28 protein-coding genes are annotated in these 24,803 nt (G+C 70.3%); 14 read left to right on the top strand and 14 right to left on the bottom strand.

Annotated features, from left to right (window positions below):
• Positions 1-2: 2 nt before the first annotated feature.
• From AB0B91_RS25090 to AB0B91_RS25075, 4 genes are all read left to right on the top strand, one after another.
• Complete coding sequence (locus AB0B91_RS25090) at positions 3-803, top strand: ABC transporter permease (protein WP_358324012.1); 801 nt, start codon at positions 3-5, stop codon at positions 801-803.
• Positions 800-2,476, top strand: coding sequence for an ABC transporter ATP-binding protein (locus tag AB0B91_RS25085; RefSeq protein WP_358324009.1), 1,677 nt, complete (start codon positions 800-802; stop codon positions 2,474-2,476). Before AB0B91_RS25090 ends, AB0B91_RS25085 begins: the two co-directional genes overlap by 4 nt.
• A 144-nt stretch (positions 2,477-2,620) precedes the next feature.
• On the top strand, positions 2,621-3,880 hold the full coding sequence (locus tag AB0B91_RS25080) for a sensor histidine kinase (RefSeq protein ID WP_358324007.1): 1,260 nt from the start codon (positions 2,621-2,623) through the stop codon (positions 3,878-3,880).
• On the top strand, positions 3,868-4,512 hold the full coding sequence (locus AB0B91_RS25075; RefSeq protein ID WP_358324004.1) for a response regulator transcription factor: 645 nt from the start codon (positions 3,868-3,870) through the stop codon (positions 4,510-4,512). The genes AB0B91_RS25080 and AB0B91_RS25075 overlap by 13 nt, the downstream gene beginning before the upstream one ends.
• A 2-nt stretch (positions 4,513-4,514) precedes the next feature.
• Here the strand turns inward: AB0B91_RS25075 and AB0B91_RS25070 are convergent, their stop codons facing one another.
• From AB0B91_RS25070 to AB0B91_RS25055, 4 genes are read right to left on the bottom strand one after another with little or no spacing between them, the layout of a single operon-like run.
• Entirely contained in the window at positions 4,515-4,880 is a 366-nt protein-coding gene (locus AB0B91_RS25070) for a VOC family protein (RefSeq protein WP_358324001.1), read from the bottom strand.
• Positions 4,881-4,926: 46 nt separating this feature from the next.
• Positions 4,927-5,571, bottom strand: coding sequence for a response regulator transcription factor (locus AB0B91_RS25065; protein ID WP_358323998.1), 645 nt, complete (start codon positions 5,569-5,571; stop codon positions 4,927-4,929).
• A gap of 37 nt (positions 5,572-5,608) precedes the next feature.
• Positions 5,609-6,721, bottom strand: a complete 1,113-nt coding sequence (locus AB0B91_RS25060) for a histidine kinase (protein ID WP_358323995.1) — start codon at positions 6,719-6,721, stop codon at positions 5,609-5,611.
• A 48-nt stretch (positions 6,722-6,769) separates the two neighbouring features.
• On the bottom strand, positions 6,770-7,756 hold the full coding sequence (locus AB0B91_RS25055; RefSeq protein ID WP_358323992.1) for an aldo/keto reductase: 987 nt from the start codon (positions 7,754-7,756) through the stop codon (positions 6,770-6,772).
• A 70-nt stretch (positions 7,757-7,826) separates the two neighbouring features.
• On the opposite strand from AB0B91_RS25055, the gene AB0B91_RS25050 reads away from it, so the two are divergent.
• Positions 7,827-8,660 carry a helix-turn-helix domain-containing protein gene (locus AB0B91_RS25050; protein ID WP_358323989.1) on the top strand — a complete coding sequence of 278 codons (834 nt, stop codon included), beginning with the start codon at positions 7,827-7,829 and terminating at the stop codon, positions 8,658-8,660.
• A gap of 5 nt (positions 8,661-8,665) precedes the next feature.
• Here AB0B91_RS25050 and AB0B91_RS25045 read toward each other — a convergent pair whose 3' ends face one another.
• On the bottom strand, positions 8,666-9,175 hold the full coding sequence (locus AB0B91_RS25045) for a cupin domain-containing protein (RefSeq protein ID WP_358323986.1): 510 nt from the start codon (positions 9,173-9,175) through the stop codon (positions 8,666-8,668).
• Positions 9,172-10,050: an NmrA/HSCARG family protein gene (locus AB0B91_RS25040; RefSeq protein WP_358323982.1), complete on the bottom strand. Its 879-nt coding sequence runs from the start codon at positions 10,048-10,050 to the stop codon at positions 9,172-9,174. The genes AB0B91_RS25045 and AB0B91_RS25040 overlap by 4 nt, the downstream gene beginning before the upstream one ends.
• Before the next feature lie 111 nt (positions 10,051-10,161).
• Between AB0B91_RS25040 and AB0B91_RS25035 the strand changes: the two genes are divergently transcribed.
• The gene (locus AB0B91_RS25035) at positions 10,162-11,016 is read left to right on the top strand and encodes a helix-turn-helix transcriptional regulator (protein WP_358323979.1); all 855 of its coding nucleotides are present in this window, start codon (positions 10,162-10,164) and stop codon (positions 11,014-11,016) included.
• Between the two features lie 23 nt (positions 11,017-11,039).
• Here AB0B91_RS25035 and AB0B91_RS25030 read toward each other — a convergent pair whose 3' ends face one another.
• Complete coding sequence (locus tag AB0B91_RS25030; RefSeq protein ID WP_358323977.1) at positions 11,040-12,173, bottom strand: hypothetical protein; 1,134 nt, start codon at positions 12,171-12,173, stop codon at positions 11,040-11,042.
• 325 nt (positions 12,174-12,498) lie between these two features.
• Between AB0B91_RS25030 and AB0B91_RS25025 the strand changes: the two genes are divergently transcribed.
• A complete protein-coding gene (locus AB0B91_RS25025) occupies positions 12,499-13,230 on the top strand; it encodes an amino acid racemase (RefSeq protein WP_358323975.1) in 732 nt (243 codons plus the stop codon).
• Between the two features lie 20 nt (positions 13,231-13,250).
• Here AB0B91_RS25025 and AB0B91_RS25020 read toward each other — a convergent pair whose 3' ends face one another.
• Together AB0B91_RS25020 and AB0B91_RS25015 are read right to left on the bottom strand one after the other, a co-directional pair.
• Positions 13,251-13,772: a hypothetical protein gene (locus AB0B91_RS25020; protein WP_358323973.1), complete on the bottom strand. Its 522-nt coding sequence runs from the start codon at positions 13,770-13,772 to the stop codon at positions 13,251-13,253.
• Positions 13,773-14,176: 404 nt separating this feature from the next.
• Positions 14,177-14,497, bottom strand: coding sequence for a hypothetical protein (locus tag AB0B91_RS25015; protein WP_358324907.1), 321 nt, complete (start codon positions 14,495-14,497; stop codon positions 14,177-14,179).
• Here AB0B91_RS25015 and AB0B91_RS25010 point away from each other — a divergent pair.
• The gene (locus AB0B91_RS25010) at positions 14,406-14,762 is read left to right on the top strand and encodes a peptidase inhibitor family I36 protein (protein ID WP_358323970.1); all 357 of its coding nucleotides are present in this window, start codon (positions 14,406-14,408) and stop codon (positions 14,760-14,762) included. The genes AB0B91_RS25015 and AB0B91_RS25010 overlap by 92 nt on opposite strands.
• 91 nt (positions 14,763-14,853) lie before the next feature.
• Here AB0B91_RS25010 and AB0B91_RS25005 read toward each other — a convergent pair whose 3' ends face one another.
• Positions 14,854-15,318, bottom strand: coding sequence for a hypothetical protein (locus tag AB0B91_RS25005; RefSeq protein ID WP_358323967.1), 465 nt, complete (start codon positions 15,316-15,318; stop codon positions 14,854-14,856).
• A complete protein-coding gene (locus AB0B91_RS25000; RefSeq protein ID WP_358323964.1) occupies positions 15,315-16,259 on the bottom strand; it encodes a pentapeptide repeat-containing protein in 945 nt (314 codons plus the stop codon). The genes AB0B91_RS25005 and AB0B91_RS25000 overlap by 4 nt, the downstream gene beginning before the upstream one ends.
• Before the next feature lie 174 nt (positions 16,260-16,433).
• Here AB0B91_RS25000 and AB0B91_RS24995 point away from each other — a divergent pair, with 174 nt between their 5' ends.
• The 6 genes from AB0B91_RS24995 to AB0B91_RS24970 all read left to right on the top strand — a co-directional run bounded on the left by AB0B91_RS24995 (position 16,434) and on the right by AB0B91_RS24970 (position 22,121).
• Entirely contained in the window at positions 16,434-17,042 is a 609-nt protein-coding gene (locus AB0B91_RS24995) for a biotin transporter BioY (protein ID WP_358323961.1), read from the top strand.
• A gap of 7 nt (positions 17,043-17,049) precedes the next feature.
• Positions 17,050-18,645 (top strand): class I adenylate-forming enzyme family protein, encoded by a 1,596-nt coding sequence (locus tag AB0B91_RS24990; RefSeq protein ID WP_358323959.1) that lies wholly within the window; start codon positions 17,050-17,052, stop codon positions 18,643-18,645.
• Positions 18,646-18,668: 23 nt separating this feature from the next.
• Positions 18,669-19,805: a thiolase family protein gene (locus AB0B91_RS24985; protein WP_358323957.1), complete on the top strand. Its 1,137-nt coding sequence runs from the start codon at positions 18,669-18,671 to the stop codon at positions 19,803-19,805.
• Positions 19,806-19,854: 49 nt separating this feature from the next.
• Complete coding sequence (locus AB0B91_RS24980) at positions 19,855-20,529, top strand: ABC transporter ATP-binding protein (protein ID WP_358323954.1); 675 nt, start codon at positions 19,855-19,857, stop codon at positions 20,527-20,529.
• Complete coding sequence (locus AB0B91_RS24975; RefSeq protein WP_358323951.1) at positions 20,526-21,152, top strand: energy-coupling factor transporter transmembrane protein EcfT; 627 nt, start codon at positions 20,526-20,528, stop codon at positions 21,150-21,152. Before AB0B91_RS24980 ends, AB0B91_RS24975 begins: the two co-directional genes overlap by 4 nt.
• Positions 21,153-21,344: 192 nt before the next feature.
• Positions 21,345-22,121, top strand: coding sequence for a hypothetical protein (locus AB0B91_RS24970; RefSeq protein ID WP_358323948.1), 777 nt, complete (start codon positions 21,345-21,347; stop codon positions 22,119-22,121).
• 51 nt (positions 22,122-22,172) lie between these two features.
• Here AB0B91_RS24970 and AB0B91_RS24965 read toward each other — a convergent pair whose 3' ends face one another.
• The 3 genes from AB0B91_RS24965 to AB0B91_RS24955 all read right to left on the bottom strand — a co-directional run bounded on the left by AB0B91_RS24965 (position 22,173) and on the right by AB0B91_RS24955 (position 24,727).
• Complete coding sequence (locus AB0B91_RS24965) at positions 22,173-22,697, bottom strand: NUDIX domain-containing protein (protein WP_358323945.1); 525 nt, start codon at positions 22,695-22,697, stop codon at positions 22,173-22,175.
• A 103-nt stretch (positions 22,698-22,800) separates the two neighbouring features.
• Complete coding sequence (locus tag AB0B91_RS24960) at positions 22,801-23,970, bottom strand: MFS transporter (protein ID WP_358323942.1); 1,170 nt, start codon at positions 23,968-23,970, stop codon at positions 22,801-22,803.
• The gene (locus tag AB0B91_RS24955; protein WP_358323939.1) at positions 23,963-24,727 is read right to left on the bottom strand and encodes a GntR family transcriptional regulator; all 765 of its coding nucleotides are present in this window, start codon (positions 24,725-24,727) and stop codon (positions 23,963-23,965) included. Before AB0B91_RS24955 ends, AB0B91_RS24960 begins: the two co-directional genes overlap by 8 nt.
• Positions 24,728-24,803 lie beyond the last annotated feature (76 nt).

The following is a 24,803-nucleotide window of genomic DNA, read 5'->3' as shown; positions in this document are numbered from 1 at the left end:
CCGTGCCGGCGCGCGTCCTCGTACCCGTCGTGTTCCTGATCCTGCTGGCGCTGGCCGTCGCCGTACCCGGCCTGCTCACCGGCGTGGACCCGCTGTCGGCCGACCCGCTGCGCGCGCTGACCCCGCCCGGCGGCGCGCACTGGTTCGGCAGCGACCACCTCGGCAGGGACGTGCTGTCCAGGGTGGTGTACGGCGCCCGGCACTCGCTCAGCATCGGCGTCTCGGCCACCGCCGTGGCCGTGACCTCGGGCATCCTGCTCGGCCTGGCCGCCGGGCTGTCGCCGAAGTGGCTGGACGAGGCGCTGGCGCGGTCGTTCGACGTGCTGTCGACCCTGCCGGAGCTGCTGCTGGCGCTGCTCGTCATCGCGATCACCGGCCCCGGCACCATGAACGTGATCTTCGCGATCGCCGTCGCCCAGATCCCCAACTACGCGCGGGTGATCCGGGCCCAGACCTTCGTGGTCCGCCACGCCGGGTACGTCGAGCAGGCCGTGACCTTCGGCCGATCCCGGGCGGTCATCACCGCCCAGCATGTACTGCCCAACGTGCTGGGCCCGATCCCGGTGCTGGCCACCATCGGGCTCGGCCAGGCCGTCATCGGCGCGTCGGGGCTCAGCTTCCTCGGCATGGGGCCGCAGCCTCCGGCCGCCGAGTGGGGCGCCATGCTCGCCGAGGCACGCAATTATCTGCGGGTCGCCTGGTGGGAGGCGCTGTTCCCGGGTGTCGCGATCACCTTGACCGTCATCTGCCTGACCGTGATCGGGCGGCGCCTGCAACACCGCTTCGAGGGGAGGACGCCGTGACCACGTACCGAGAAGAGCGCACGGAAAGTGACGCCGTCGCCTCTGACGCCGCGCTGGTCTCCGTGGAGGACCTGAGGGTGAGTTTCGGCGGGACCGAGGTCGTGCGCGGCGTCTCGCTGTCGGTCTCGGCGGGGGAGTGCGTGGCGATCGTCGGCGAGTCCGGCTCCGGCAAGAGCGTCACCGCCCGGTCGCTGCTCGGCCTGGCCGGGCCGGGCTCCCGGGTCGAAGCCGGGTCGTTCGACCTGTCCGGCAGGGACGTTCGCGGCTTCCGCCCGGCCGACTGGCGGCGGATGCGCGGCCGGTTCGCCGGGCTGGTGCTGCAGGACGCGCTGGTCTCGCTCGATCCGCTGCGTACCGTGGCCGCCGAGATCGGCGAGGTGCTGGCCGTACACCAGGTCGTGCCCCGTGCGCGGCGGCCGGAACGGGTGCTGGAGCTGCTCGACGCGGTCGGCGTCCCCGACCCGGCCGCCCGCGCCCGCCAGCACCCGCACCAGCTGTCCGGCGGGCTGCGGCAGCGGGTGCTGATCGCCTCGGCCATCGCCGCCGAGCCCAGGCTGATCATCGCGGACGAGCCCACCACCGCGCTCGACGTCACCGTGCAGGCCCAGATCCTGCGGCTGCTCGCCGAGCGCAAGGCCGCGGGGACGGCGCTGCTGCTGATCAGCCACGACCTCGCCGTGGTCGCGTCGATCGCCGACCGCATCCTGGTCATGAAGGACGGCCGCGTCGTCGAGGAGGGGCCCGCCCGGAGCGTGCTGGCTTCGCCCGCGCACGCTTACACGCGCTCGCTGCTCGCCGCCGTCCCCTCCGCCGCCTCCAGGGGCACCCGCCTGTCGGACGGCACGCCACTCCCGCGCCGCGCCCTGAACTCGTCTCCGCTCCCGGTCCTGAACTCGTCGGAGCCGCTTCCGCACCGTGCCTCGACGTCGTCCGCGCAGGTGCTCGCCGCCACTGCCCTGTCCATGTCGTACGGTCCGCGCCGCGTCGTGGACGACGTCTCCTTCACCCTGCACGAGGGCGAGACGCTCGGCATCGTCGGCGAGTCCGGCTCGGGCAAGACCACGGTCGCCAGGCTCGTCCTCGGCCTGCTCGAACCCGAGACCGGACAGGTGCGCCTGCACCAGCGGCAGTGGAGCGGGCTGCCCGAACGCGAGCGCCGGCCGATGCGGCGGCGCGTCCAGCTCATCTCGCAGAACCCGCTCGACTCCTTCGACCCCCGCCACACCGTCGGCCGCCTGGTCGCCGAGCCGCTCGCCCTGCCTCGCCGGGAACGCCGGGCGCGGGCACTGGACCTGCTGGAGCGTGTCGGCCTGCCCGCCGCGTACGCCACCCGCCACCCCAGAGAACTGTCCGGCGGCCAGCGCCAGCGGGTCGCCATCGCCAGAGCCCTCGGCCCCCGCCCCGGCGTGCTCGTCTGCGACGAGCCCGTCTCGGCGCTCGACGTCTCGATCCAGGCCCAGGTGCTCGACCTGCTCGCCGAGATCCAGGCCGAGTACGGGACCGCCATGCTGTTCATCTCCCACGACCTGGGCGTCGTCCACCATGTCAGCGACCGGGTGCTCGTCATGAAGGACGGCCGGGTGGTGGAGGAAGGCGAGGTCGAGCAGGTGTTCCAGCAGCCCCGCCATCCGTACACCCGCGCCTTGGTGGACGCGGTCCCCCGCCTCGAGTAGCCGCGCTTCCGCACGCACCGCTTCGTCACCGACACCGCGAGCGATCGCCGTTCCCGCTCCTCAGAAGGACCTCAGACGAAGTACGGCGGAAGGTGGAGTGTGCTGTAGTGCGGAACGTGTCCGTGATTGAGGACACTTTGGGGCATGCGAGAGCTATTGCGGGGGACCCGATACCTCCTGGGCGGCCTGCCGTCCGCCATTGCCACGTTGTTCGCGCCACCGCTCCTGGCGATGGTGGCGCTGTCGTCCGGCATCGCCGGGCTCGGGCTCTTCGCGTTCCCCCGGGCGACGGTCGTGCTGCGACGCTGGGCCGAATGGCACCGCCGCCGCGCCGCCGCGTACCTCGGCGTCACGGTGATCCCGCGAGACCTGGTGCTCGGCAAGGGGCTGCGTGCCCAGTGGCGGCAGGTGCTCGACGATCCCGAGGTCAGGCGCGACGCCCGCTGGACGCTGCGCCAGATCGCCACCGGTATCCCGGTCGGGCTGGCCGCGCTGGCCCTCGTCGGCACCCCGGTGTTCAGCGTGGTGGCGGCTCCGCTGTGGTGGCTCTTCCCCGCCGACGAGCCGCTGCGGTTGCTGGCCGGGATCCCGGTGACCGGGTGGGGGAGGGCGCTGGGGCTGGCCGCCGTGTCGGTCGCGGGCTTCGGGGCGCTGTCCTGGTGGGCGGTGCCGCGGCTGGCGGGGTTCCACGCGCGCGGGTGCGTGGCCGCGCTGGAGCCCACGGCCGAGGAAGTGCTGACGGAACGCGTCGGCGAGCTGACCGAGAGCCGGGCAGGCGTACTCGACGCCCACGGCGCGGAGCTGCGCCGCATCGAGCGGGATCTGCACGACGGCACGCAGGCCCGGCTGGTCGCGATCGCCATGCGGCTGGGCGTGGCCAGGGAGTCGCTGCCCGACGACGCCGGAGCCCTCGCCAAGCTGCTCCAGGAGGCGCACGAAGGAGCTGAGGAGGCCATGACCGAGCTGCGCGAGGTGATCAGGACGATGTACCCGCCGATCCTGGCCGACCGCGGACTCGACGGGGCGCTGGCCGCACTGACGGCCCGGGCGGGCGTCCCGGCCGAGGTCGAGCTCCAGGACCTGAGCGCCGGGGCGTCCCGGGCCGGCGAGCTGGGCAAGCTGCCCGCCTCCGTGGAGGCCGCCGCCTACTTCATCGTGGCCGAGACGCTCACCAACGCCGCCAAGCACAGCGGCGCCACCCGGGTCCTGGTCCGGCTGACCCGCGACGGCGGCCGGCTGCTGGTCGAGGTGACCGACGACGGGATCGGCGGCGTGAACGAGGCGCTCGGCACCGGCGTCATCGGCATCCGCCGCCGGGTCGCCGCGCTCGACGGCACCGTGCTCGTCTTCAGCCCGGCCGGCGGCCCCACCGCCATCACCGTGGAGCTGCCGTGCGCGTCGTGATCGCCGAGGACAACGTCCTGCTCTCCGCCGGGCTGGAACTGTTGCTGGGCAGCAAGGGGATCGAGGTCGCCGCCATCGTCACCGACGAGCCGGGCCTGGTGGCGGCCGTGGACGAGCACCGGCCCGACGCCGTCATCGCCGATGTGCGGCTGCCCCCGTCGTTCCGCGACGAGGGCATCCGCGCCGCGCTGGAGGTCCGGCGCGCGCACCCCGGCCTGCCGGTGCTGGTCCTGTCGCAGTACGTGGAGAAGGTGTACGCCAGGGAGCTGCTCTCCGACGGTCGTGGCGGTGTCGGCTATCTGCTGAAGGACCGGGTGAGCCGGGTCAGCGAGTTCGTCGGCGACCTGCGCCGGGTCGCCGACGGCGGCACGGTCATGGACCCGGAGGTCATCGCCCAGCTCATGGCGGGGGGCGGCGGGAGCGGGATCGACGCACTCACCAACCGCGAACGCGAAGTGCTCACCCTCATGGCCCAGGGACTCGGCAACACCGAGATCGGCAAGCGGCTGTTCGTCACCGACAACGCCGTGCACAAGCACATCGGCAACATCTTCGCCAAACTCGGCCTGCCGCCGGCCGACGGCGGACACCGCCGGGTCCTGGCCGTACTCGCCTATCTGAACAGTTCGTGAGGTCAGTCCTGCTGGATCACCGACAGCCAGTTGCCCGCCGGGTCCTTGAACCAGGCGATCAGCGGGCCGCTCACACGGTTGACGCCCTTGTCGTCCGTGCCCTCAAGCCGCTCGAAGACGACCCCGCGCGCCACCAGCTCGTCCACCGCCTGGTCGATGTCGCTGACGGGGAAGTTCAATATCGTGAACGTCGCCGGCGTGTGGTTCTGCTTCGGGTAGACGATCGTGTCGCGGTCGCCCGCGATGTGCAGCGTGAGGATCCCGTGGTCCTCGGAGACGCGCAGGCCGAGCGTCTCGCTGTAGAACCGCTTGGCGGCCGGGATGTCGTCGGTGGAGAAGCCGCTGAAGGCTCTGGTGTTCTCGAACATGATGGTTTCCTTCCGTCATCGGGGACGTGGAAACCGCCGCCAGAGCTCAGCCGTCGAGGTGGCGCAGGATCGCCAGCACCCGTCTGCTGTAGGTGGGGGTCGCGGGCAGGCCGAGTTTGTCGAAGATGGCGTTGACGTGCTTCTCTACCGTGCTCAGGGAGATGTGGAGGTTCGTGGCGATCGCGGCGTTGGTGTAGCCCTGGGCGAGTTGCCGTAGGACCTGCGACTCGCGTTCGGTGAGCGTACGCAGCGGGTCCACGTGGGTGGTGCGGGCGAGGAGCTGCTTGACCACTTCCGGGTCGATGACGGTCCCGCCCTCGCGGATCCGCTCCAGCGACCCCAGGAAGTCCGCCACCTCCGACACCCGGTCCTTCAGCAGGTAGCCCATGCCCTCGGTGGCCCCGGAGAGCAGTTTGGCGGCGTACGTCTTCTCCACGTACTGCGACAGGACCAGCACGCCCACCGCGGGCCAGCGTTCGCGGATCTCCAGCGCCGCGCGGAGCCCCTCGTTGGAGTGGGTGGGCGGCATCCGGACGTCCACCACCGCGATCTCCGGCTGGTGTTCGGCCACCGCCGCGATCAGGGACTCCGCGTCGCCGGTCGCGGCCACGACCTCGTGCCCGGCGTCCTCCAGCAGCCTGATCAGACCCTCACGGAGCAGCACGGCGTCGTCGGCGAGAATCAGCCGCACGTCCCCTCCTCCGGCCACGGCACATCGCGGGTCCCGGTCAGCCGCACTGTCCCTCCTTCGGGAGGGTCGCGCAGATCCTGGTGCCGCCGCCGGGCGGGCTGTCGACCTCGAACCGGCCGTCGAGCGCCAGCACCCGCCGGGCCAGCCCCGACAGCCCGCCGCCCGCCGGGTCGGCGCCGCCCTGTCCGTCGTCGGAGACCACCAGGCGGACCGCCCGCTCGTCCTCGCTCAGCACGACCAGGATGTCGCTCGCCCGCGCGTGCTTGACCGCGTTGGTGATCGCCTCCCTGGCCACGAAGTAGAGCGCGGTCTCCACCTCGGAGACGGGCCGCCCGGCCAGCCCGTATTCGACGCTCACCGGCACGGAGGACCGTTCGGCGACACCGGCCAGCGCCGTGCGCAGGCCCAGCTCGTCGAGCGCCGTCGGGTAGATCCGCCAGGCCACGCTACGCAGCTCGTCGAGCAGTTGCCGCGACTCGGCGTAGGCCTGGTCCAGCAGCTTGGCGGCCCCGGCGGGGCTGTGCCGGGCCCGCCCGAGCAGCATGGCCAGCGCCACGCCGCGCTGCTGCACGCCGTCGTGCAGGTCGCGCTCGATCCTGCGCCGCTCGTCGTCGACCACCCGCACGATGCCGTAGCGGGTGACGGTCAGCTCGGCGATGCGCCGCCGCATCAGCTCCTGTGGACCGGGGCCGAGGAAGCGTACGGCCAGCCGCCGTTCGGTCGCCACCAGCAGGCGGCACCAGAACGCGCCCAGGGCCAGCATCAGCACCCCGCAGGCCAGGCCGACCGCCCAGCTGTGCATCGACAGCCTGATGCCGGGCAGGTCCAGCGCCACCGGGGCGTACTCGCCGGAGAACACCACCCACAGGCTGCCGCCCAGGAACAGCAGGGCGAGGAACAGCAGCGCCAGCGCGAGGTAGCCCCCGAACACCCCGACCAGCGCACGCAGCGCCAGGTAGCCGTGACCGGAGGCGGACCCGTCGGTCTCCTGCCCGAACCAGGCGGCCAGCCGGGCCCGTTCCAGCTCCACCATCCGCGGCGCCCACCTGCTCCGGTACGGCCAGGCGAAGGCCAGCAGGGCGAGGGCCGCCGCGCCGGTGACCAGCCCGGCCAGCACGCCGGTGAGCTGCCTGAAAACAATGCCTGCCACGGTCGCGAAGTCTAGGCGCCGTGGCGGCGCGGCACATCGTTCACCTGGTCATGCCGAGGTCCGGACCGTTCGGTGGGCGGCGAACGACTGGCGGTCTCCCGACCATGCCGACCGGGGTACGGCCGCCTCCAGCCGGTCGAGGTCGGCGGGCGACAGGACGATCTCGGCACTGCCGGCGTTCTCCGCCAGACGGGCGGCGCGCCGGGTCCCGGGGATCGGGACGACGTCGTCGCCCTGGGCCAGCAGCCAGGCGAGCGCGAGCTGAGCCGGGGTCACCTCGCGCTCGGCGGCCAGCCGCCGCACCTCAGTGGCGAGCGCCTGGTTGCGCTCCAGGCTCTCGTCCTGGAATCGCGGATCTCCGAGACGGAAGTCGCCCGCTCCGAGGGCGTCCGTGGTGACGGTGCCGGCCAGGAAGCCGCGGCCGAGCGGACTGTAGGGCACCAGCCCGATGCCCAGCCGGCGGGCCGTGGGCAGCACATCGTCCTCGATGTCACGCCACCACAGCGACCATTCGTACTGCGCCGCGCTGATCGGATGGGTGGCGGCCGCCCGCTCGAGCTCGTCGGGGCTCGCCTCCGACAGCCCGAGGTGGCGGACCTTGCCTTCGGCGACCAGCTCCGCCATGGCGCCGACGGTCTCCTCGATCGGCACCTGCGGGTCGACGCGGTGCTGGTAGTACAGGTCGATGTGGCCGACGCCCAGCCGGGCCAGTGACGCCTCGCAGTAGGCGCGGACGTTCTCGGGCCGGCCGTCGACCCGTCGTCCGCCGTCGTCGCCGCGGATGATGCCGAACTTGGTGGCCAGGACCACCTCGTCCCGGCGCCCGGCCAGCGCCCGGCCGAGCAACTGCTCGTTGTGGCCACGGCCGTAGCTCATGGCGGTGTCCCAGAAGGTGACGCCGATGTCGATGGCCCGGTGCAGGGCGGCGATCGACTCGGCGTCGTCGGCCGGCCCGTAGCCCTGTGACATGCCCATGCAGCCGAGGCCGACTGCCGAGACGGTGAGACCTTCCGGCCCGAGGGTTCGTACGTTCATGGTCCTTCACCGTAACCACGACTTATTCTGGTATCCACAGCAGGCTTTTCCTAGTAATGGAAGTACCAGGATGTCGCGATCCGAGAGCTCGGCGATCTGGGCGAGGGAGCTGGGAGACCTGCTCCGCTCCCGCCGCGAGCGCCTTCAGCCCGCCGACGTCGGCCTGCCCGCGGGGACCCGCCGGCGGACCCGCGGACTGCGCCGGGAGGAGGTGGCCCAGCTCGCGGCCATTTCCTCGACGTACTACGCCTACCTGGAGCAGGGCCGCGAGGTGCGTCCGTCGCGCCAGGTGCTCGACGCGCTCGCGGCGGCGCTGCGCCTCGACCCCGCCGAACGCGGCCATGTCCACGAGCTCATCCACGGCGCCCCGCCCGCCGAGACACCCGCCGTCGCCGAATCGCTCTCACCTGTCGTCGTCTCACTCGTCGAACGGCTCGACCCGTGCCCGACCTACGTCACCGGCCGATGCTTCGACGTCCTGGCCGCCAACCGGGCCGCCCGGGCGTTGTGGACCGACTGGCCGGCCCGGCCACCGGAGGCTCGCAACATGCTCTGGTGGATGTTCACCGATCCCGGCGCCCGGCAGGTCATGGTCGACTGGCCGGGCGAGGCCTCCGCGCTGCTCGGCCGCTTCCGCACGGCCGCGGCCCGGCACCCCGGCGACCCCGCCTTCGGCGCGCTGCTCGACCGCCTGCGCGCGGCGAGCCCCGAGGTGCGGGAGTGGTGGCCGCAGCACAAGGTCGTACCTCTGGCCTCCGGCACCAAGCGGCTACGCCATCCGGTCCTCGGCGAGCTCGAGTTGCACCACGTCGTCCTCCAGCTCGCCGACGAACCCGAGCACAAACTCGTCACCTTCACCCCCACCGACCGGGACCAGGCCCGGATCTCCGAGCTGCTGCAGTAGAGCGGCTATCGGCGGTTCGCGAGGGGCGTCAGCTGGTGGATGTCGTGGCGGGTCCGTAGTGCCGCGATCGCCTCCTGATCCGGTGGCCGGCCGGTGGCTATCAGGTCGGCGAGTTCGCGCAGGTAGTGCTCGTGGCCGGACGGGGAGACGAGGAAGAGCATCCGCGCGGGCTCGGGTCCGGGATTGAAGAAGGCGTGCGGGCAGCCGGCGGGCACGAACATGACGCTCCCCGGACCGCCCTTGAACACCGGCGTGCCGGTGTCCGACTCCCACGTCCGCCAGTCGTCGTCAGTCTTCTCGCGGGGATGGAAGGCGAGCAGTTCGAGCTCCCCTTCGAGGACGTAGAACACCTCCTCGACGTTATGGTGCAGATGCGCCCCGACGTCGAATCCCGGTGCGACGTCGGCCTCGAACACCGACCAGCTCGCCGATCGCTCCGCACCCACCTTGAGTGTGATACCGGCGGTCTGGATCCGGGATCCGGCGCCGGGCGGGAGCAGCAGTCCGTCGGTCATGGCTTCCATCCGGTCGTGTCCAGCCAGGTCTCCAGCGTCATCAGGTCCGGGTGGGCGGCTCGCAGCGCCGGGAAGTCGGGTTCGTCGTCGTCGCGTTCGCCGAGCCAGGCGAACATCTTGGCCACCTGCTCGTCGAAGGCCCGGATCTGCTCGATGGGCACCTGATGGAAGCGGGCGGGCAGGCCACAGGCCCGGCCGAAGGCCTCGGCGATCGCCTCGGCGGAGAGGCAGTCTCCGGCGATCTCGAGGGTCCGGCCGATGAACGCGCCGGGCTGGTCGAACGCGACCGCGGCGAACGCCCCGATGTCCCGCGTCGCGATCAGCCGTACCCGTGTCTCCGGGCGTACGGCGAGGTTGACCACCAGCTCGTCGCCGTCCACGACCGGGCGGGTGAGGGAGGTGAAGTTCTCCATGAACATGACGGGCCGCAGGACGGTGGCCGCCAGCCCGAGCAGGCCGATGCGTTCCTCGATGCGGGCCTTGCTGTCGTAGTACGGGATGTCGCTCACCAGGCCCGCGCCGCTGATCGAGCTGTAGACGAGGTGCTCGACGCCGGACTCCTTGGCGATCTCGGCCACCGCCGTGCCGCGCCGTTCCTCGGCCGCCACCCCTTCAGGGGTAACCTTGGCGCCGGTGAGCATGGTCAGCACCAGGAAGACGCCGTACACGCCGTCCATCGCCGCCCGGAGCGAGGCCGGGTCGTCCAGGTCGCCGGTGACGAGGGTGGCCCCCGCCGTCCGCAGCGATTCGGCGCCGGGCGAGCCGGCATCCCGTACCAGGGCGCGAACCTCCCAGCCACGATCGAGTAACTGGCGCGCGGCCGCGCCCCCCTGCTGACCGGTGGCCCCGATCACCAGCACCTCTCGCTGTGTCATGTGCTCTCCTTCGCCCGGCGGTGACAATGATCAGGCTAGCCACGGAGAAGCGGTCGATCCTGGTACAGATGCTGCTAGCCTGCCGATCGGTTCACCGTCCACGGGAGCGCTGTGGGAAACGGCCACGACAGCGGACAGCCGGCGCGACGCGCCGAGCTGGGTGCCTTCCTGCGCGCGCGCCGGGCCCGGCTGCGGCCGGCCGACGTGGGGCTGCCGGAAGACGGCATACCGGGGCGACGCCGGACCGCCGGCCTCCGGCGCGAGGAGGTCGCCGACCTGTCCGGCGTCGGCGTCACCTGGTACACCTGGCTGGAGCAGGGCCGCAACATCTCCGCGTCGGCTCAGGTGATCGACGCGCTGGCCCGCGCGCTGCGCCTCGGCCCGGACCAGCACCGCCACCTCCGCGACCTCGCCGGCCTCGCCGCCCCGGACCGGGAAACCTCCACCGATGACGTACGTCCCCGACTGCGCCGCCTGGTCGACGCCGCGGTGCCGAACATCGCCTCGATCTATGACGGCCATTTCGACTACCTGGCATGGAACCGGCCGTACGCGCTGATCCGCCACGATCCGGATAGCTTTCCGCCTGACCGGCGCAACCTGGTGTGGATGATGTTCACCGACGAGGAGAACCGGGCCCGCATGACCCGATGGGAGCCGGCGGCGCGGGCCGTCCTCAGTCAGTTCCGGGCCATGGCCGGGCAGCGCCCGGACGACCCGCGGTTCGCGGACATCGTGGCCGGGCTGACCGCGGCGAGTCCGGAGTTCAGGGAGTGGTGGAAGGAGTATCCGATCCGCTCCTTCAGACCCGCGACGGTCGAACTCGATCACCCCGGGGCCGGGCGGGTCGAGCTGGAGATGTTCCAGCTCCGCCTGGTCGAGCGCCCTGACCTGGTGATGGTCGTACAGGTGCCGGTCAGCGACGCGATCCGCCGGCGGATCACCGCCCTGCTCGAAACCGCGTGACCAGCCCGGACTCCCGCGCGGGCTTACTGCTCCCAGTTCTCGTATACGAGCCCGTCGGTGGTTCGCACGAAAGCATGGGGCAGTTGAGCTCCTCCAGGCGAGGCATAGGTGGTGTTGGTGATGCCGACGCCCGCGTCGATGGTGTGGCCAGTCGGATTCCCGTGGTCCTCCCAGACCGCCTTGCTGCCGTCCCACCGGCAGGCCCATACGGAGTTGTTGCCGTCGGTCACGAAGACCAGCGCGTATTGGGAGTCGTTGTTGATGTCCGGGACGCTGATCGCACCCAGGCTGGCAAGGGCGTAAAGGTCGCTCAGCGGGGCGCCCACCTCGAGCCAGGAGTCGTCCTGACAGACCCAGACGGTCGCTGCGGTCATGACGAAGCAGCAGGATTGTGAGAGCTGCCCGGGGCCGCGCTTGACGATCGCCGCACCGGCCGGTCCAGTGATCACTTCAGGGTACGGGGGGTAGCCAAGACCGGTCCACCGTGAGGACACCATGTCCGTGACGCCGAGCCACACCTGCCCGTCGCTGCCCCACATGTAGACCTGCAGGGTCTGCTCGCCGGTCCTCTCGTCCGTGACGGCGAGGACTCCCATCGAGCGGCCGATCGAGACGCCGGGCGGCGAACCCATGCTGTACCAGAGCCAGGACGACCCGTTCCACCAGTTCACCCACGCATTGCCGTCGCTGCCGAATACGACGGCGAAGGGCGCGGGACTCATCGTCGGCTTCAGCGCGATCGTCACCGCGCCGAGGCCTCGGAAAAGGTTGACGCTCGGTGGCTGCCCCTGGTCGGACCAGATCCACTTTTTACCGTTCCACCAGTTCACCCAGAGATGCTGGTCTCGTAGGACGAACGCGTAAGGTCGATTCCCCTCCGCGGTGTCGTCGAGAGCGATGACGCCGACCGGTCGGTCGACCTTTCCTCCTTGGTCGGCCCATTCCCAGGTGCCGTCTGGTTTTTGCCAGAGAATCCACAGATGACTGTCCTCCGCCCGTACGAAGACGAAGGGGCGGGTGGTCTGCGAGGCCGTCCTGTCCACGACCGCCACCGCACCGATCCCGTACGTCACCCCAGGGCCGGGCTTGCCGCGAGAGCCCCAGTGCCATGGCGTCGGGATGGGCGCGCCGGCCCAGGACAGCGAGCCCAACGCCATGGCTCCGAGGCTGGTCCCCAGAAAGGCCCGGCGAGAGAGCTCCGGTATGACGACGTCCGCCGGGGATCGCCTGCCTCCGTTGCCGTCGTCGGATAACGCCGGCTGGTCGTCGGGTCGTTGTTCGCTTGATGACATGACTATTTCCTCTCGCTACTTGAGCGCAAATGTTGCGGTGATTTAATCGCCAGTGGCTCGATGAACGATTAGTAGCGAGTTGCAGCCCATACGGCGCCTTCCCCCGAATCTGGGAAGATATGACCGATCACATCGCTCCACGGTGGTCGTAGCGACAGCCGTGGTTGCGAAGGCTCCCGCCACTGGAGGAGTGATCACCATCCGGCATCTCGGCATCCTCGCCCACAGCACCGAAGGGGCGGCTCTGTGCTTCCTGGCCTACTGCCAGGAGGGTTTCCGGCAGGTGGGCCGGCACGAGCATCCCGACGTGACCCTCGACTACATCGCCTTCGGCTACAGCATGCCCGCCTGGGACGCGGGTGACCACGACTCGATCAGGGCCAGGCTGGCCGTCAGCGTCGAGCGCCTCGCCCGAGCCGGGGCCGACTTCTTCGCCTGCCCGGACAACACCGCCCACCTGGCGCTCGAACGGCCCGGCGAGGATCTCGCCCTGCCCGGCCTGCACATCGCCGAGGTGGTTGCCGACCAGGCGGTTCGCGACGGGCGTACGAAGGTCGCTGTGCTCGGTACGTCGTACACGATGGACAGCGGGCTTTATCCGGAGGCGCTCGCCGCGCGCGGGATCGCGGCCGAGGTGCCGGAGGCGGACGACCGGCGGATCATCAACGAGATCATCTTTGCTGAGCTGGTGAACGGCGTGTTCACCGAGGAGTCGCGGCAGGAGTACGTTCGTGTCATCGCGCGACTGGCGGACAGGGGGTGTGACGCCGTCGCGCTCGTCTGCACCGAGATCCCGCTCCTGGTGACACCCGCGGTGTCGCCGCTGCCGACGCTCGACTCGACCCGCCTCATGGCCGTCGCCGCGTACGAGGTCGCCGCCGGCCACCGGCCCCTGCCCACCTGGCGCGGAGGGGGTGACTAAGGCCCAGGTCGTGTGAAGTGCTAGTACCTGACGCAGTCCTGCTTGGCCAGAACCAGGCTCATCCCGGAGACCTTGTTGTTGTTCGACACGTAGAACATGTAGAACGCCTTCTTGCCCGGCACGTCGGCGGTGGGGTACCCACCCGGACCGCGCCGCAGATTGGGGTAGGCGGCCTTCAGTTGCGTCCTGGTGGAGCCGAGACTGATGCCCTGAGGCGTCTTGAGGCCGGCGGGCGCGACGATCATGGCCACGCCGTGCTTCTTGGAGATGTACATCCCCACCCGGTATTCGCCGTACGGGCTCTCCTTGAGGTCCCAGCCCGTGCACCTGGCGGAGTCCCCGACTGATTTGCGGACGATTCGCCCGGTCGCCTTGGCCTTCGTGGCGGTCATGCCGAGCTTCAGGTTGCCGTACCCGTACGGCCCCAGTGTCGCCTTTTGGGCGGCGAACGCGGCGGGCGCGACGGCGACCGGCACGACACCTCCCGCCAGCGCCACCACAAGCGCTGAACGGCCGATCCGCAGGGCGGTCGTCTGCTTCATGATGCTTCCTCCTCGATCTTTGACTTGATCACTTTAGTGATAGTTCGGACTGGTTGTGGAGGAATCGCGGGGTTGCGGGCAAGCGCTGCCGCCTACAGGACCACCGGCCCGTGATCGGCGCCATGCAGCCGACCTACCCCGTGCGGCCGCGGGCCTGGCGAGCGGCGGCCGGGACCGGTCGAAGAGCTGAACGCCGGACGTCGATCCGCCACCCCTAACAATCGGGATTGGTGGCGCTCGGACCAATATGTGGATTGCGTCATTCGACTCCCATCGGTCCGTTCAAAGGAAATGGCATGAGGTTGACAACTCGTGTATTCAGTACAACGCTCGCGCTGCTCATTGCCGGTAGCGGTACGGCGTTGGCACAGTCCGCGAAGACCCCTGTTGCCAAGGCGGCGCTGTCAGTGCGGCACTTCCATAACGTGCGCTTCCAGCGATGCCTGGATGCGGACACGAACACTGGCGGTAACGGCGGCAAGGCTCAGCTGTGGGACTGCGGCCCTTGGAACCAGCAGTGGTGGCGGTAACGGGGGTTGAGGAGCACCCACGCCCTCACTCGAACGGAAAGAATCGACAGCCTCGACGAATTCCGCCTGGGGCGCGCAACCACACGAGAGCAGAGGAAGAATAATGTTTTGCAACGCGAAATTCATCGGCATCGTTTCCATCGCGCTCATCGGCCTTTCTGCCGGCCCTGCCATGGCAGGCGCAAAATCGAGCACCGCCGAAGCGTGCCCGAGGTCCAGGCTGTGCTTCTATAGCGACACCGACTTCGGAGGGCGTTCGCTGTTTGTCACGTCGGCGCCGACCGGTATCTGTTGGAACACAAGTGGTGATGGGTTTCCGTATAGATCGATAATCAACAATACGAATTACCGGCACCGGGCATGGAGAGGTGGTAGCTGCGACGGAGAAAGCTGGATCATCGGCCCACACGACAGTGCCGACGACCTTGGATTCGACGCCCTCAGCACATCGAGGGACTGAACCAGTGTGATGCGATGAAGACCGCACATCGTCGAACGCCCCTTCTCGCACGAAACGAGAAGGGGCGTTCGACGCTTGAAGACTTGGCGGGCTACTGCTCGATTTGCTTGGGAGCAGCGGCACGGGCGGCGCCCTTGATAAATGCCTTTGTCATGGTTTCGGATACCGTGTCCATCAGACCGCCGAGCGGATCGATCCGGACGCTGTCGGCGATGGCCTTGCCGATTTCCGTGTTCGCGCGCTGACGGGCCTCGAATGCTCTGTTGCTCATCGTGGTCTGGTGATCCAATACTGCGCCGTTGCCGATCGTGGTACGGCTGCTATAGCCGGTAGCGTCGTCCGAGTCGTGTTGCCGATTGCGCTTCTTCTTCCCCATCGAGCAACTCTCTTGCGCCGCGGATGGCCTTCGACAGATATCGCCTAAGCTTTCAGATCCGGAATGTCGCACGATGTCGTGGACTGTTGATGGTCTGCCTTCCCGTACAAGATTGATCAGTTTTCCTTGTGCGGAAGCCCGGCCTTTTGGGCCTGGCTTCGCGCTGATCCAGTTGGTCACGGCCACTTCGTGTGGCTGTCCCAATTGACGATCTTCTTGAGCTGGGCGGTGGGCGGCAGTCCTGTGGCACCGGTCAGGTCAGCGTGCTGGAAGTTGGCGTCCTTCAAGGTGGCGCCCTCCAGGTCGGCGCCCCTCAGGTTCGTGACGTAAAAGGTGGTGCCGGTCAGGTTGGCGTCCGACATGTGGGCCTTGGACAGGTCGGCGAGATTGAAATTGGTGCGAGCGAGGTTCGCCTTCGTCAGGAAAGCTTCGGAGAGGTCGGCGAAGGGCATGAGGCTGTCGGACAGGTCTGCGTCGATGAGATTGGCTTCGGCGAGAACCGTGCCGAACATCCTGTTTCGGGGCAGGTAGGCGTCTTGCAGGGTGGCGCCGCCGAGCCGCGCATGGGACAGGTTGATCCAGCCATCCTTCACACGGACCGGTCGGACCCGGCCCAGTATGGTGAGTACGGTCTGGACATCTCTCGCTTGCCCGAACTGCTTGTTCGTCGACGTACGGCCGTTCCCCACGACATAGGAGGCGAATATGTCGACGGTGGTCTGCTGGTAGGCGGGGACGTCCCTGCCGATGCCCTCCAGGGCGTAGGCACTGCCGATCCGCACGTCCACGCTCTTGTGGCCGAGTTGTTCGACGGCCTTGGCGAATCGGTCGGTGACCTGGCCCTTCTGCGCGACCTCGAGGCCCTTCCTGGCGATCAGCAGTTCCTCGCGGGAGGCGTCGATCGATTTCGCGGTCTGAGCCAGTCCCTGCGCGGTCAGCAGCAGTCCGCCCAGCACGCCGACGGTCGTGCCGACCTGCAGCAGGGTGGCGACGAACTGGCGTCGGCTGTCCCGGGCCGCGCTGTGCAGCTCAGCGCGTTCCTCGGCCGGAAGAGTGTCGAATTCCGCCCGGGATAGGGGAGCGGTCGCCCGTTCATCGCGTCTCCAACGGAACCACGTCATGAACAGATGGTCTGATCAGCCGCGCCTGTTGGCGAGAGTAAGTCCCTACTCAAATGCCGCCTCTCCAGGTGCGACATCTATCGTGGGCGATTGTTGTGGCATCCCTCCATGCGTGCCCTGCGACGTTGTGGTGTGAGATCAGATCCGCGCACCTACAAGAGTGGAGGAGGCGACATGCCGAAGTTCAACCTGGGGAACGGGTTCCCCACCGGCGACATCGCCCGAATCGCCGTCTTCGCGGCGCTGATCGCCGCGCTCGGCCTGCCGGGCACCCTGAACGTCTTCGGCAACGCCGTCCCGATCACGCTGCAGACGTTCGGCGTCATGCTGGCCGGCACGATCCTGGGGTCGTGGCGGGCCGCCGTGGCCGTAGCCGTCCTGCTCGTGCTGGTGGCGGCAGGCCTGCCGCTGCTGGCCGGCGGGCGTGGGGGGCTGGGCGTGTTCGTGGGGCCGTCGGCCGGCTTCCTGCTCGGCTGGCTGCCCGGCGCGGCCGTGACCGGCTGGATCGTCGAACGCGGCGGCCATCACCCGGGCGTCGTACGGCTGGTGGTGGCCTGTGTGGTCGGTGGCATCGGGGTGATCTACCTGGTCGGCCTACCGGTGCAGGCGTTGGTCACCGGGATCTCGCTGGGCAAGGCGGCGCTGCTCAGTCTCACGTTCCTGCCCGGTGACCTGATCAAGGCGGTGCTGGCGTCGATTGTGACGAGGGGGACGCAACGGGCATACCCTGACGCCGTCCCGGCCGTACATCGCGAACGGCTCCGCGCCGGCAAGGAGGGCTGACCCGGTCATGCCGGTCGCCGTACAGGTATTGCGACACGCTTCCGACCACCCGCACCGCCTTGCGCTGTGCGGTCCGTCGGGCGAACTGAGTTACGCGGAGCTCGCCCGACAGATCCGCGGCACGGCGGCGCACCTGGCCGCGCTGGGGATGGGCCGCGGCGCACTGGTCGCGATCAGCCTGGCCGACCCGGCGGACCAGCTCACCGCCGCACTGGCGACGGACCTGGCGGGGGGTACGCCGCTGCTGTGCGACCCGGGGTGGGACGAGCGCGTACGGGCCGCGATCCCAGCAGACCTCCACCTCAACGGCCTCGACCACCTAGACCACTCCGACCACGCCGACCCCGACCACGCCGACCCCGATCACGCCGGTCGCCGCGACCACCCCGACCACCCCGACCACCCCGACCACCCCGACCACTCTGGTTACTTCGGTCATCTCGGCGGCCTCGATGGCCGCCCTTCCGGGGAGAGGAACGCTGCTTTTGGGGCGGACGGCCTTGCAATACCCGCTGCGGGAAGCGCACGGCCATCCGCCCCGGCGGCGTGGCCGCGGCCGGAGGCCGGGGATCGGGCCTGGGCGTGCTTCAGCTCCGGGAGCACCGGCCGGCCGCGGGCCGTGGTCCGCAGCCGGGCGTCCTGGACCGCGTCGTTCCCGCAGGTGAGCGAGCTCGCCGGGATCGGGCCCGGCGACGTCGTCCTGGTGCCCGGGCCCCTGAGTTCGTCCCTGTACGGCTTCGCGGCCGTGCACGTGCTGGCCGTCGGTGCCACGGCCCTGGTGCCGGGCCGCTGGTCACCCGGCTCCCTGGGCGCGCAGCTCGGCAGGGCGACCGTGGCCCACCTGGTGCCGCACTGCCTACCGACCGTACTGGACGCCCTGCCAGCGGGGGCCCCGCTGCGGACCGTCGTGATCGGCGGGGCGGCACTGCCCGCGGAGCTGCGGGAGCGGGCGGTGGGCGCCGGGGTACGAGTGGTGTCCTACTATGGCGCGACCGAGCTGTCCTTCGTGGCCGTCGACGTGGACGGCGCGGGGCTGCGCCCTTTTCCGGGTACCGAACTCCAGGTCAGAACGCCCCCCGGCCAGTCGCTCGGCGAGGTGTGGGTGCGCTCGCCCTGGCTGGCCGAGGGCTACCTGGCGGGAGCGTCGGGCCCGCTGCGGATAGACGCCGACGGGTGGATGAGCGTCGGCGACGTGGCGGAGCCGTACCTGCCGGGTGAGGTCCTGCGGCTGCGCGGCCGGGGAGACGGCGCGATCCAGACAGGCGGGGCCACGGTCGTACCGGAGGACGTCGAGGAGGTGCTCAGGAGCGTGCGCGGAGTGGGCGACGTCGTGGTGGTCGGCTCACCGCACCCGGACCTGGGCGCGGTGGTCACGGCCATCGTCGAGGTGGGCGCCGGGACGCCACCGTCGCGGGCCACGCTCGAGGCCGTGGCACGCGGCGGCCTGGCCGCCGCGCAACGGCCCCGCCGCTGGTACGCGATGGGCACCCTGCCCCGCACCTCGGCAGGCAAGCCGGCCCGCGGCCTCCTCACCGCCCGCTTGGCGGACGATGACGCCGTCCGCCGGGCCGACGGCGACCCTTACCTCTGGCGGCTTTCCTGATGCCGCGACTCCCAGCAGAGGCCGTGCCGGTCATCGTGGCCGCACGCCGTACGGCGATCGGGACCGCCGGGCACGCCTTCAAGGAGGTGACGGCCGACAGGCTGGCCGCGCCGGTCATCGAGGTGGTGGCCCGTGACGTCGCCTGCCTCGGTGTGCCGATCGACGACGTGGTGCTCGGCAACTGCATGGGTCCCGGCGGGAATCTGGCGCGGGTCTCGGCGTTGGGCGCGGGGCTGGGCGAGGCGGTTCCCGGTGTCACGGTGGATCGGCAGTGCGGCAGCGGGCTGGCGGCGATCCTGATGGCCGGTCAGGCCGTGACCAGCGAGGAGATGGAGCTGGTCATCGCCGGTGGAGCCGAGAGCGCCTCCACCGCGCCGTTGCGGGCGCACCGGGGGAGCCCCGACACACCGTACGACCGGGCGCCCTTCACCCCGGCAGGCCATCCGGACCCGGACATGGGAGCCGCCGCCGAGGCGCTCGCCAGGGCACGCGGCGTGGAGCGGGAACGCCAGGACGATTACGCGGGTGCGAGCAACGCCAAGGCGGTGGCCGCGCGGGAGGCGGGGCGGTTCGCGGCGGAGATCGTCGAGGTCGGCGGCCGGACGGAGGACCAGCGTCCCCGGCTGATGCGGCCGGCGTCGCTGTCGCGGTTGCCGGCGGCGTTCGTCCCGGGTGGGTCGGTGACGGCCGGGAACTCGTCCCCGATCAGTGACGGGGCGGCGGTGATCGCCCTCACCTCGGAACGACTGCGGGCCAGAGCCGGGCTGCCCGGCCTCCGGCTGCGGGGCGGAGCCGTCGTCGGCTGCGATCCCGCCCTGCCCGGCTGGGGTCCGGTGCCCGCGGTACGGCGGCTGCTCGGCCGTACGGGAGTACGCATGGAACAGATCGCGGCGGTGGAGATCGTGGAGGCGTTCGCGGCCCAGACGCTGGCCGTCACCGACGCGCTCGGGCTCGACCCGCTCGGCGCCGACAGAGAGCGGGTCTGCGCGGACGGCGGCGCGCTGGCGCTCGGTCATCCGTGGGGGGCGACCGGAGCCGTCGTGGTCACGCGGCTGTTCACGCGGCTCGTGCGGTCGGGCGCGCCGCCGGGGACGCTGGGGCTGGCGACGGCGGCGGTCGGCGGCGGCCTCGGAGTCGCCGCCCTGTTCGAGGTGGTATGAGCGGGATCGGAGTGGGATCTGTAGGTGTTGAGATGTATGGGTGGTGTGCGTGATCGAGCTGGACGACGTACGGGTCCGGCTCGGGCAGCGTGAGGTGCTGTGCGGTGTCACGGCCGCGCTGCCCGAGCGGCGGGTGGGCGTGATCGGAGCCAACGGATCGGGCAAGAGCACCCTGGCCCGGCTGCTGAACGGCCTGGTCCTGCCGAGCTCCGGCACCGTCACCGTCCTCGGCGACGACACCCGCCGCCACGCGGCCAGGATCAGGCGGCGGGTCGGGTTCCTGTTCACCGACCCCGACGCGCAGATCGTGATGCCGACCGTGGCCGAGGACGTCGCCTTCTCCCTGCGCCGGCGGAAGCTGCCACGCGAGGAGGTCGAGCGCAGGGTCGCCGACGTCCTGGAGAGGTACGGCCTGGCAGGCCACGCCGACCACCCCGCCCACCAGCTGTCCGGCGGCCAGAAACAGCTGCTCGCCCTCTGCTCGGTCCTGGTGCTCGAACCCGAGATCCTCGTCATGGACGAACCCACGACCCTGCTGGACCTACGCCACTCCCGGCTGGTCGCCGACGTGCTGCGCGACCTGCCGCAGCAGGTGGTCGTGGTCAGCCACGATCTCGCCCTGCTGGCGGACTTCGATCGCCTGCTGGTGCTGGACGAGGGGCGGATCGTGGCCGACGCCGCGCCGCGGGCGGCCATCGGCCACTACCGGAAGCTCATGTCGTGAACGGGCTCACCGGCGCCTACGTCCCAGGTGACTCGCCGCTGCACCGCCTTCCCGCAGGGGCCAAGCTCGCGGGTCTGGCCGCCTTGTGCACGGTGCTCGTCCTCCTGCGCGCGCCGGTGGCGATGGCGGTCGCCGCGCTGGTGGTGGGCGTGCTGTTCGCCGTCTCGGGGGTGGGAGCGGCGGCGGCCTGGGCGCAGGTACGGCCGGTCCGCTGGTTCGCGGTCGCGCTGTTCGTCATGCAGGTGGTGTTCGCGGATCTGCCGTCGGCGATCACTTCGGTGTCGCGGGTCGTCCTGGCCGTCGCTCTGGCCGGGCTGGTCACCTTGACGACGCGGACGGTCGCCATGATGGCCTTCCTCGAGCGCTGCCTGTCGCCGGCGCGGTGGGTGGGGCTGGACCCGTTCCGGCTGTCGTTGCTGCTGTCCCTCACGATCCGCAGCGTCCCGGTCATGGCCGACCTGGCCACCCGGGTACGGGAGGCCCAGCGCGCCAGGGGAGTGGAGTGGAGCGTGCGCGCCTTCGCCGTACCACTGGTGGTGAGCGCGTTGCGACACGCGGACGCGCTCGGCGAGGCCCTCAGCGCCCGCGGCCTGGACGATCACGGCGAAGGTACGGGTCACTGACCTCACGAAGAGACTCGGCTGGCGTCTCGACGGCTTCCTTGGATGATTGATCCGCAACGTGTTGATCTCTAGCATGCGGGCGATGCGAGCGAAAAGCCGTTGATCATCGGAAGGTCGGACAGACCTTTTTTGTGCACGATCTGCACGTCCCGCCCCAAGGGTTCTGCACACCGCTGTGCGAGCATCCCGGGCATGTCCAGATACGTGATGATCGCCGTGTTAGCTCTGCTGATGGCGGGTTGCGGCTCGGCAGCGAAGACCGCTCCCGAGGTCGCTGGATACGTCAGGACTTATCTTCAGGCGCACTCGGACGTCAAGCGGGTGGCGGCGAAGGGGGTTCAGAGCGTCACTGTGGTCACCAAGGGGCAGGACCAGGACGTCTCCGCCGATCTGGGCGAGGGCTTGCGCGGGCGACTCATCCGGACGGGCGGTGCCGCGTACATGCAGATGCTGGGGGAGGAGGTGGCTCCGGGCAAGACCTGGGACAAGGTCACCGAAGAGCACGAGCCGTACAACTTGTTCGGCATCGGCTTGGTGACGAGCCAGGCCATGACGCTGGTAAACAGTCACCAGGTGCATGAGATGCTGGCCGCTCGGGGGCGGGTGAGCGGCCCCGCGTCCGACGGCGGGCTCGCCCGTTACACGGTCGCCATCGACGTGCGGGCGGCACTTGACGGGTTGGACCTCAGTGCGTTCCTGGAGGCGTACGACCCACTACCACTCATGCAAGACACCGAGGACGAATACGTTGGTGTACGGGCCGGCGATCGGGCGGCGCAGGCGCGGCTGCGCGGCAAGTTGCTCAAGGAGTTCGGCGCGCAGGCCACGTACGAACTCTGGCTCGACGACCAGGGACGGCCGGTGCGGCAACGACTGACCGCGAAGACGTCAGTGGAGATCACCTTCTCCCATTGGGGCGATACGACGGTGATCGCTCCTCCGGCCGATCAGGTCCGGGTCCTGCGTTGAAAATCGAAGCTTTTCTGGGGTGTGGGACGGCGGTACCACGGCGGTGGACGCCTACACCTCACTGAGGACGTAGAGCAGCGCGTTCATGCTGGTCCCGCTTACGATGTCACGCTTGTCGATCAGGCGGCGGATGTCGGTGAGCGGTACCCACTCGATGCGCTCGGCCTCCCATGGCTCTGTAGGCGTCCCGATGTGCTGGGCGCGGTCGGCGCGGAAAACGTGGTGTTCGGAGTCGGAGATGCCGTTGGTCGGCTGGGTGTAGAGCAGCGGCCGCAGAGGGCCGGGCCGCCAGCCGGTCTCCTCTTCGACTTCGCGGGCGGCTGCTGCCGTCGGCTCCTCGCCCTCCTCGATCTTGCCGATCGGGATCTCCCAGCCCCAGGTGTCGGTGATGAAGCGGTGCCGCCAGATCAGCAACACACGGTTCTGCTCGTCGGTGACGACCGCACCGGCTCCGGGCGCGGTCCGGATGAGCCGATGATCGAGATGCCGTCCGTCCGGCAGTTCCACATCGGCCACGCGGACGTCGAGCCAGCGGTCGGTGTAGAGCGGTTCTTCCGAGTGGACCTGCCAGCGCATGCGGCTGCTCCCCTGGGTGGATGCCTGGACCGGCACCACGTTACAAGGGGATGCCCGCCTGCTGCCCCGCGCGAGCGACGAACGTCTTCTTGGCTGACGGTGGTCACGTGTCGACGGGCAGGCGGCGGGCGGCCACGCCTGCCCAGCCGAGGCCGAGTGCGGTGATCAGGAGTACTCCCGCGGCCCCCGCTCCCGCCGCCACCAGGCCGGCCGCGCCCGGGATGAGGATCTGCCCGGTACGGTTGCCCACCAGCCGCAGTGACATCGCCCGCCCCCGAAGACCGGCGGGTGCCGACTCCGCGAGCCACGACATGGTCATCGGCTGCCCCACCCCCAGCCCGAACCCCATGACCAGCAGCACACAGGCCAGCAGCCACAGCGGCATGGGCAGCGGTGTGACCACCATGGCCAGGGCCGCCGCGACGGTGCTGACCACCAGGAGGCGCCGTCTGCCGAAGGCGCGCGAGAGGCGGCCCAGGAAGAACCGCGACCCCATGGACGCCACGCCACGGATCGCCAGCAGGGCGCCGACCACGCCTGAGGCGAGCCCTTGCTCGGTGCCCAGCGCCGGCAGGTAGACCAGCGTGATGTCGACCGCGGCCAGCACCACGCAGCTCGTCACGAGCGCGTGCGCGAGACCCGGCAGCCGCAGCAGCGACCGCACTCCGGTGCCGTCGCCCTTGACCTGCGCGGCGGCCCGTGGGCTGGCGGTCAGGAGCACTGACAGCACGACGAGTACGGCGGCGAGCCCGCAGGTCCACAGGTAGATCCGGCCGGTGTCGGGGATGGCCAGCGCGCCGCCGAACACGGTGATCAGGATCGGACCCGCGGCCTGGCCCAGCGAGGCGGCGAATGTGTAGTGCCCGAAGGCCGTGTCGTACCGGCCGGGCACGGTCACGTTCGCCACCAGCGCCTGCTGGGCGATGACGCAGCCGAGATGTCCCGTGCCGAGCAGGACGCCGCCCGCGATCAGCCCGGGGATCGTGTGGCCGAACGCCAGGAACGCGGCACAGGCGGCCGTGAGCAGGATCGCCCCCGCCACGGCCATGCGCCGCTCGCCGTACCGGTCGGCGGCCTGACCGGCGGGGATGGCCAGGACGAGCGGCGCGACGGCGAAGCTGGCGCCCAGCACGCCCAGCCACGCCGCCGGTACGTGCAGCTCGATCGCCCCGTACGACATGGTCGGCCGCAGCACGAACGTGACCACCTGCGTCCCCATGGAGTGCGCCAGCAGCAGAGCCGTCCGATGGCGCCGATGCCAGCCGTCAGACATCGATCCCGTCCACTTCAGATCCAGCCCGCTCGGCTTCAGCGCGCTCGAAATCGGCCTGGTCGAAATCAGCGCGGGCGGAGTCGGCTTGCGCGCGCAACCGCCGGGCGGCCTGCGCGCCCAGGCTGGTGTCGATGTGCTCGCGCATGACGGCCGCCGCGCCGTAGGCGTCTCCGGCGATCACGTACTCCAGCAGGGCCTCGTGCTCGCCCGCCTTGCGATCGCGGGCGGCCTGGCCGCGTTCGACCTCCAGGGCCAGGCGGCGATAGCGGTCGGACTTGTCCCACAGGCCGTCGAGCGTGCCGATGAGCAGGTCGTTGTGCGAGGCGCCGTACAGGGCGGCGTGGAAGCGGCGATGGGCGACGAGCTGCTCGTACGCGGGATCGCCGGGCAGCGGGCTGAGCCCCTCGGCGGCCGCGCGCATGCCCGCGATGTCCGACCTGGTCCTGCGCTCGGCGGCCAGGGCGACGGCCAGGGGGTCGAGGGAGCGCCGCATCTCCAGCAGGTCGCGCGCCTCCTCCGCGGACAGCGGCGCCACTCGGGCGTCGCGATGGGCGTCCAGCGCCACCAGGCCCTCGCTCTTCAGCCGGCGCAGCGCCTCGCGGAGCGGCGTGGTGCTGATGCCGATGTCACGCGCCAGCGTGACCTGCGCGATCACGGAGCCGGGCGGCAGGACTCCGGACAGGATCAGCTCCTTGACCCGCAGGTACGCGTGGTCGGCCTTGGTGGTGGAGAGCTCGGCCGACGTCCCGTTCGTCACGGCTATAACGTACCGCACCACGATAAGGCACGAAATTTCGGGCTAAAGGGTCATAGGTTATAACGGGCCTCCCGAC

It is taken from the genome of Nonomuraea sp. NPDC049141 (genome assembly GCF_040648415.1).
GTDB lineage: Bacteria > Actinomycetota > Actinomycetes > Streptosporangiales > Streptosporangiaceae > Nonomuraea.
The sequence above is the reverse complement of the archived record's forward strand: the minus strand, read 5'-3'. Positions and strand labels throughout refer to the sequence as shown.

What these genes read in the sequence shown, in the direction of transcription:
- AB0B91_RS25080 (WP_358324007.1), top strand. Translation starts at nt 2,621, where the DNA reads ATGCGAGAGCTATTGCGGGGGACCCGATACCTCCTGGGCGGCCTGCCG.
- AB0B91_RS25070 (WP_358324001.1), bottom strand. Translation starts at nt 4,880, where the DNA reads ATGTTCGAGAACACCAGAGCCTTCAGCGGCTTCTCCACCGACGACATC.
- AB0B91_RS25055 (WP_358323992.1), bottom strand. Translation starts at nt 7,756, where the DNA reads ATGAACGTACGAACCCTCGGGCCGGAAGGTCTCACCGTCTCGGCAGTC.
- AB0B91_RS25050 (WP_358323989.1), top strand. Translation starts at nt 7,827, where the DNA reads ATGTCGCGATCCGAGAGCTCGGCGATCTGGGCGAGGGAGCTGGGAGAC.
- AB0B91_RS25045 (WP_358323986.1), bottom strand. Translation starts at nt 9,175, where the DNA reads ATGACCGACGGACTGCTGCTCCCGCCCGGCGCCGGATCCCGGATCCAG.
- AB0B91_RS25040 (WP_358323982.1), bottom strand. Translation starts at nt 10,050, where the DNA reads ATGACACAGCGAGAGGTGCTGGTGATCGGGGCCACCGGTCAGCAGGGG.
- AB0B91_RS25030 (WP_358323977.1), bottom strand. Translation starts at nt 12,173, where the DNA reads ATGGCGTTGGGCTCGCTGTCCTGGGCCGGCGCGCCCATCCCGACGCCA.
- AB0B91_RS25020 (WP_358323973.1), bottom strand. Translation starts at nt 13,772, where the DNA reads ATGAAGCAGACGACCGCCCTGCGGATCGGCCGTTCAGCGCTTGTGGTG.
- AB0B91_RS25010 (WP_358323970.1), top strand. Translation starts at nt 14,406, where the DNA reads ATGTTTTGCAACGCGAAATTCATCGGCATCGTTTCCATCGCGCTCATC.
- AB0B91_RS25000 (WP_358323964.1), bottom strand. Translation starts at nt 16,259, where the DNA reads ATGACGTGGTTCCGTTGGAGACGCGATGAACGGGCGACCGCTCCCCTA.
- AB0B91_RS24995 (WP_358323961.1), top strand. Translation starts at nt 16,434, where the DNA reads ATGCCGAAGTTCAACCTGGGGAACGGGTTCCCCACCGGCGACATCGCC.
- AB0B91_RS24990 (WP_358323959.1), top strand. Translation starts at nt 17,050, where the DNA reads ATGCCGGTCGCCGTACAGGTATTGCGACACGCTTCCGACCACCCGCAC.
- AB0B91_RS24970 (WP_358323948.1), top strand. Translation starts at nt 21,345, where the DNA reads ATGTCCAGATACGTGATGATCGCCGTGTTAGCTCTGCTGATGGCGGGT.
- AB0B91_RS24965 (WP_358323945.1), bottom strand. Translation starts at nt 22,697, where the DNA reads ATGCGCTGGCAGGTCCACTCGGAAGAACCGCTCTACACCGACCGCTGG.
- AB0B91_RS24960 (WP_358323942.1), bottom strand. Translation starts at nt 23,970, where the DNA reads ATGTCTGACGGCTGGCATCGGCGCCATCGGACGGCTCTGCTGCTGGCG.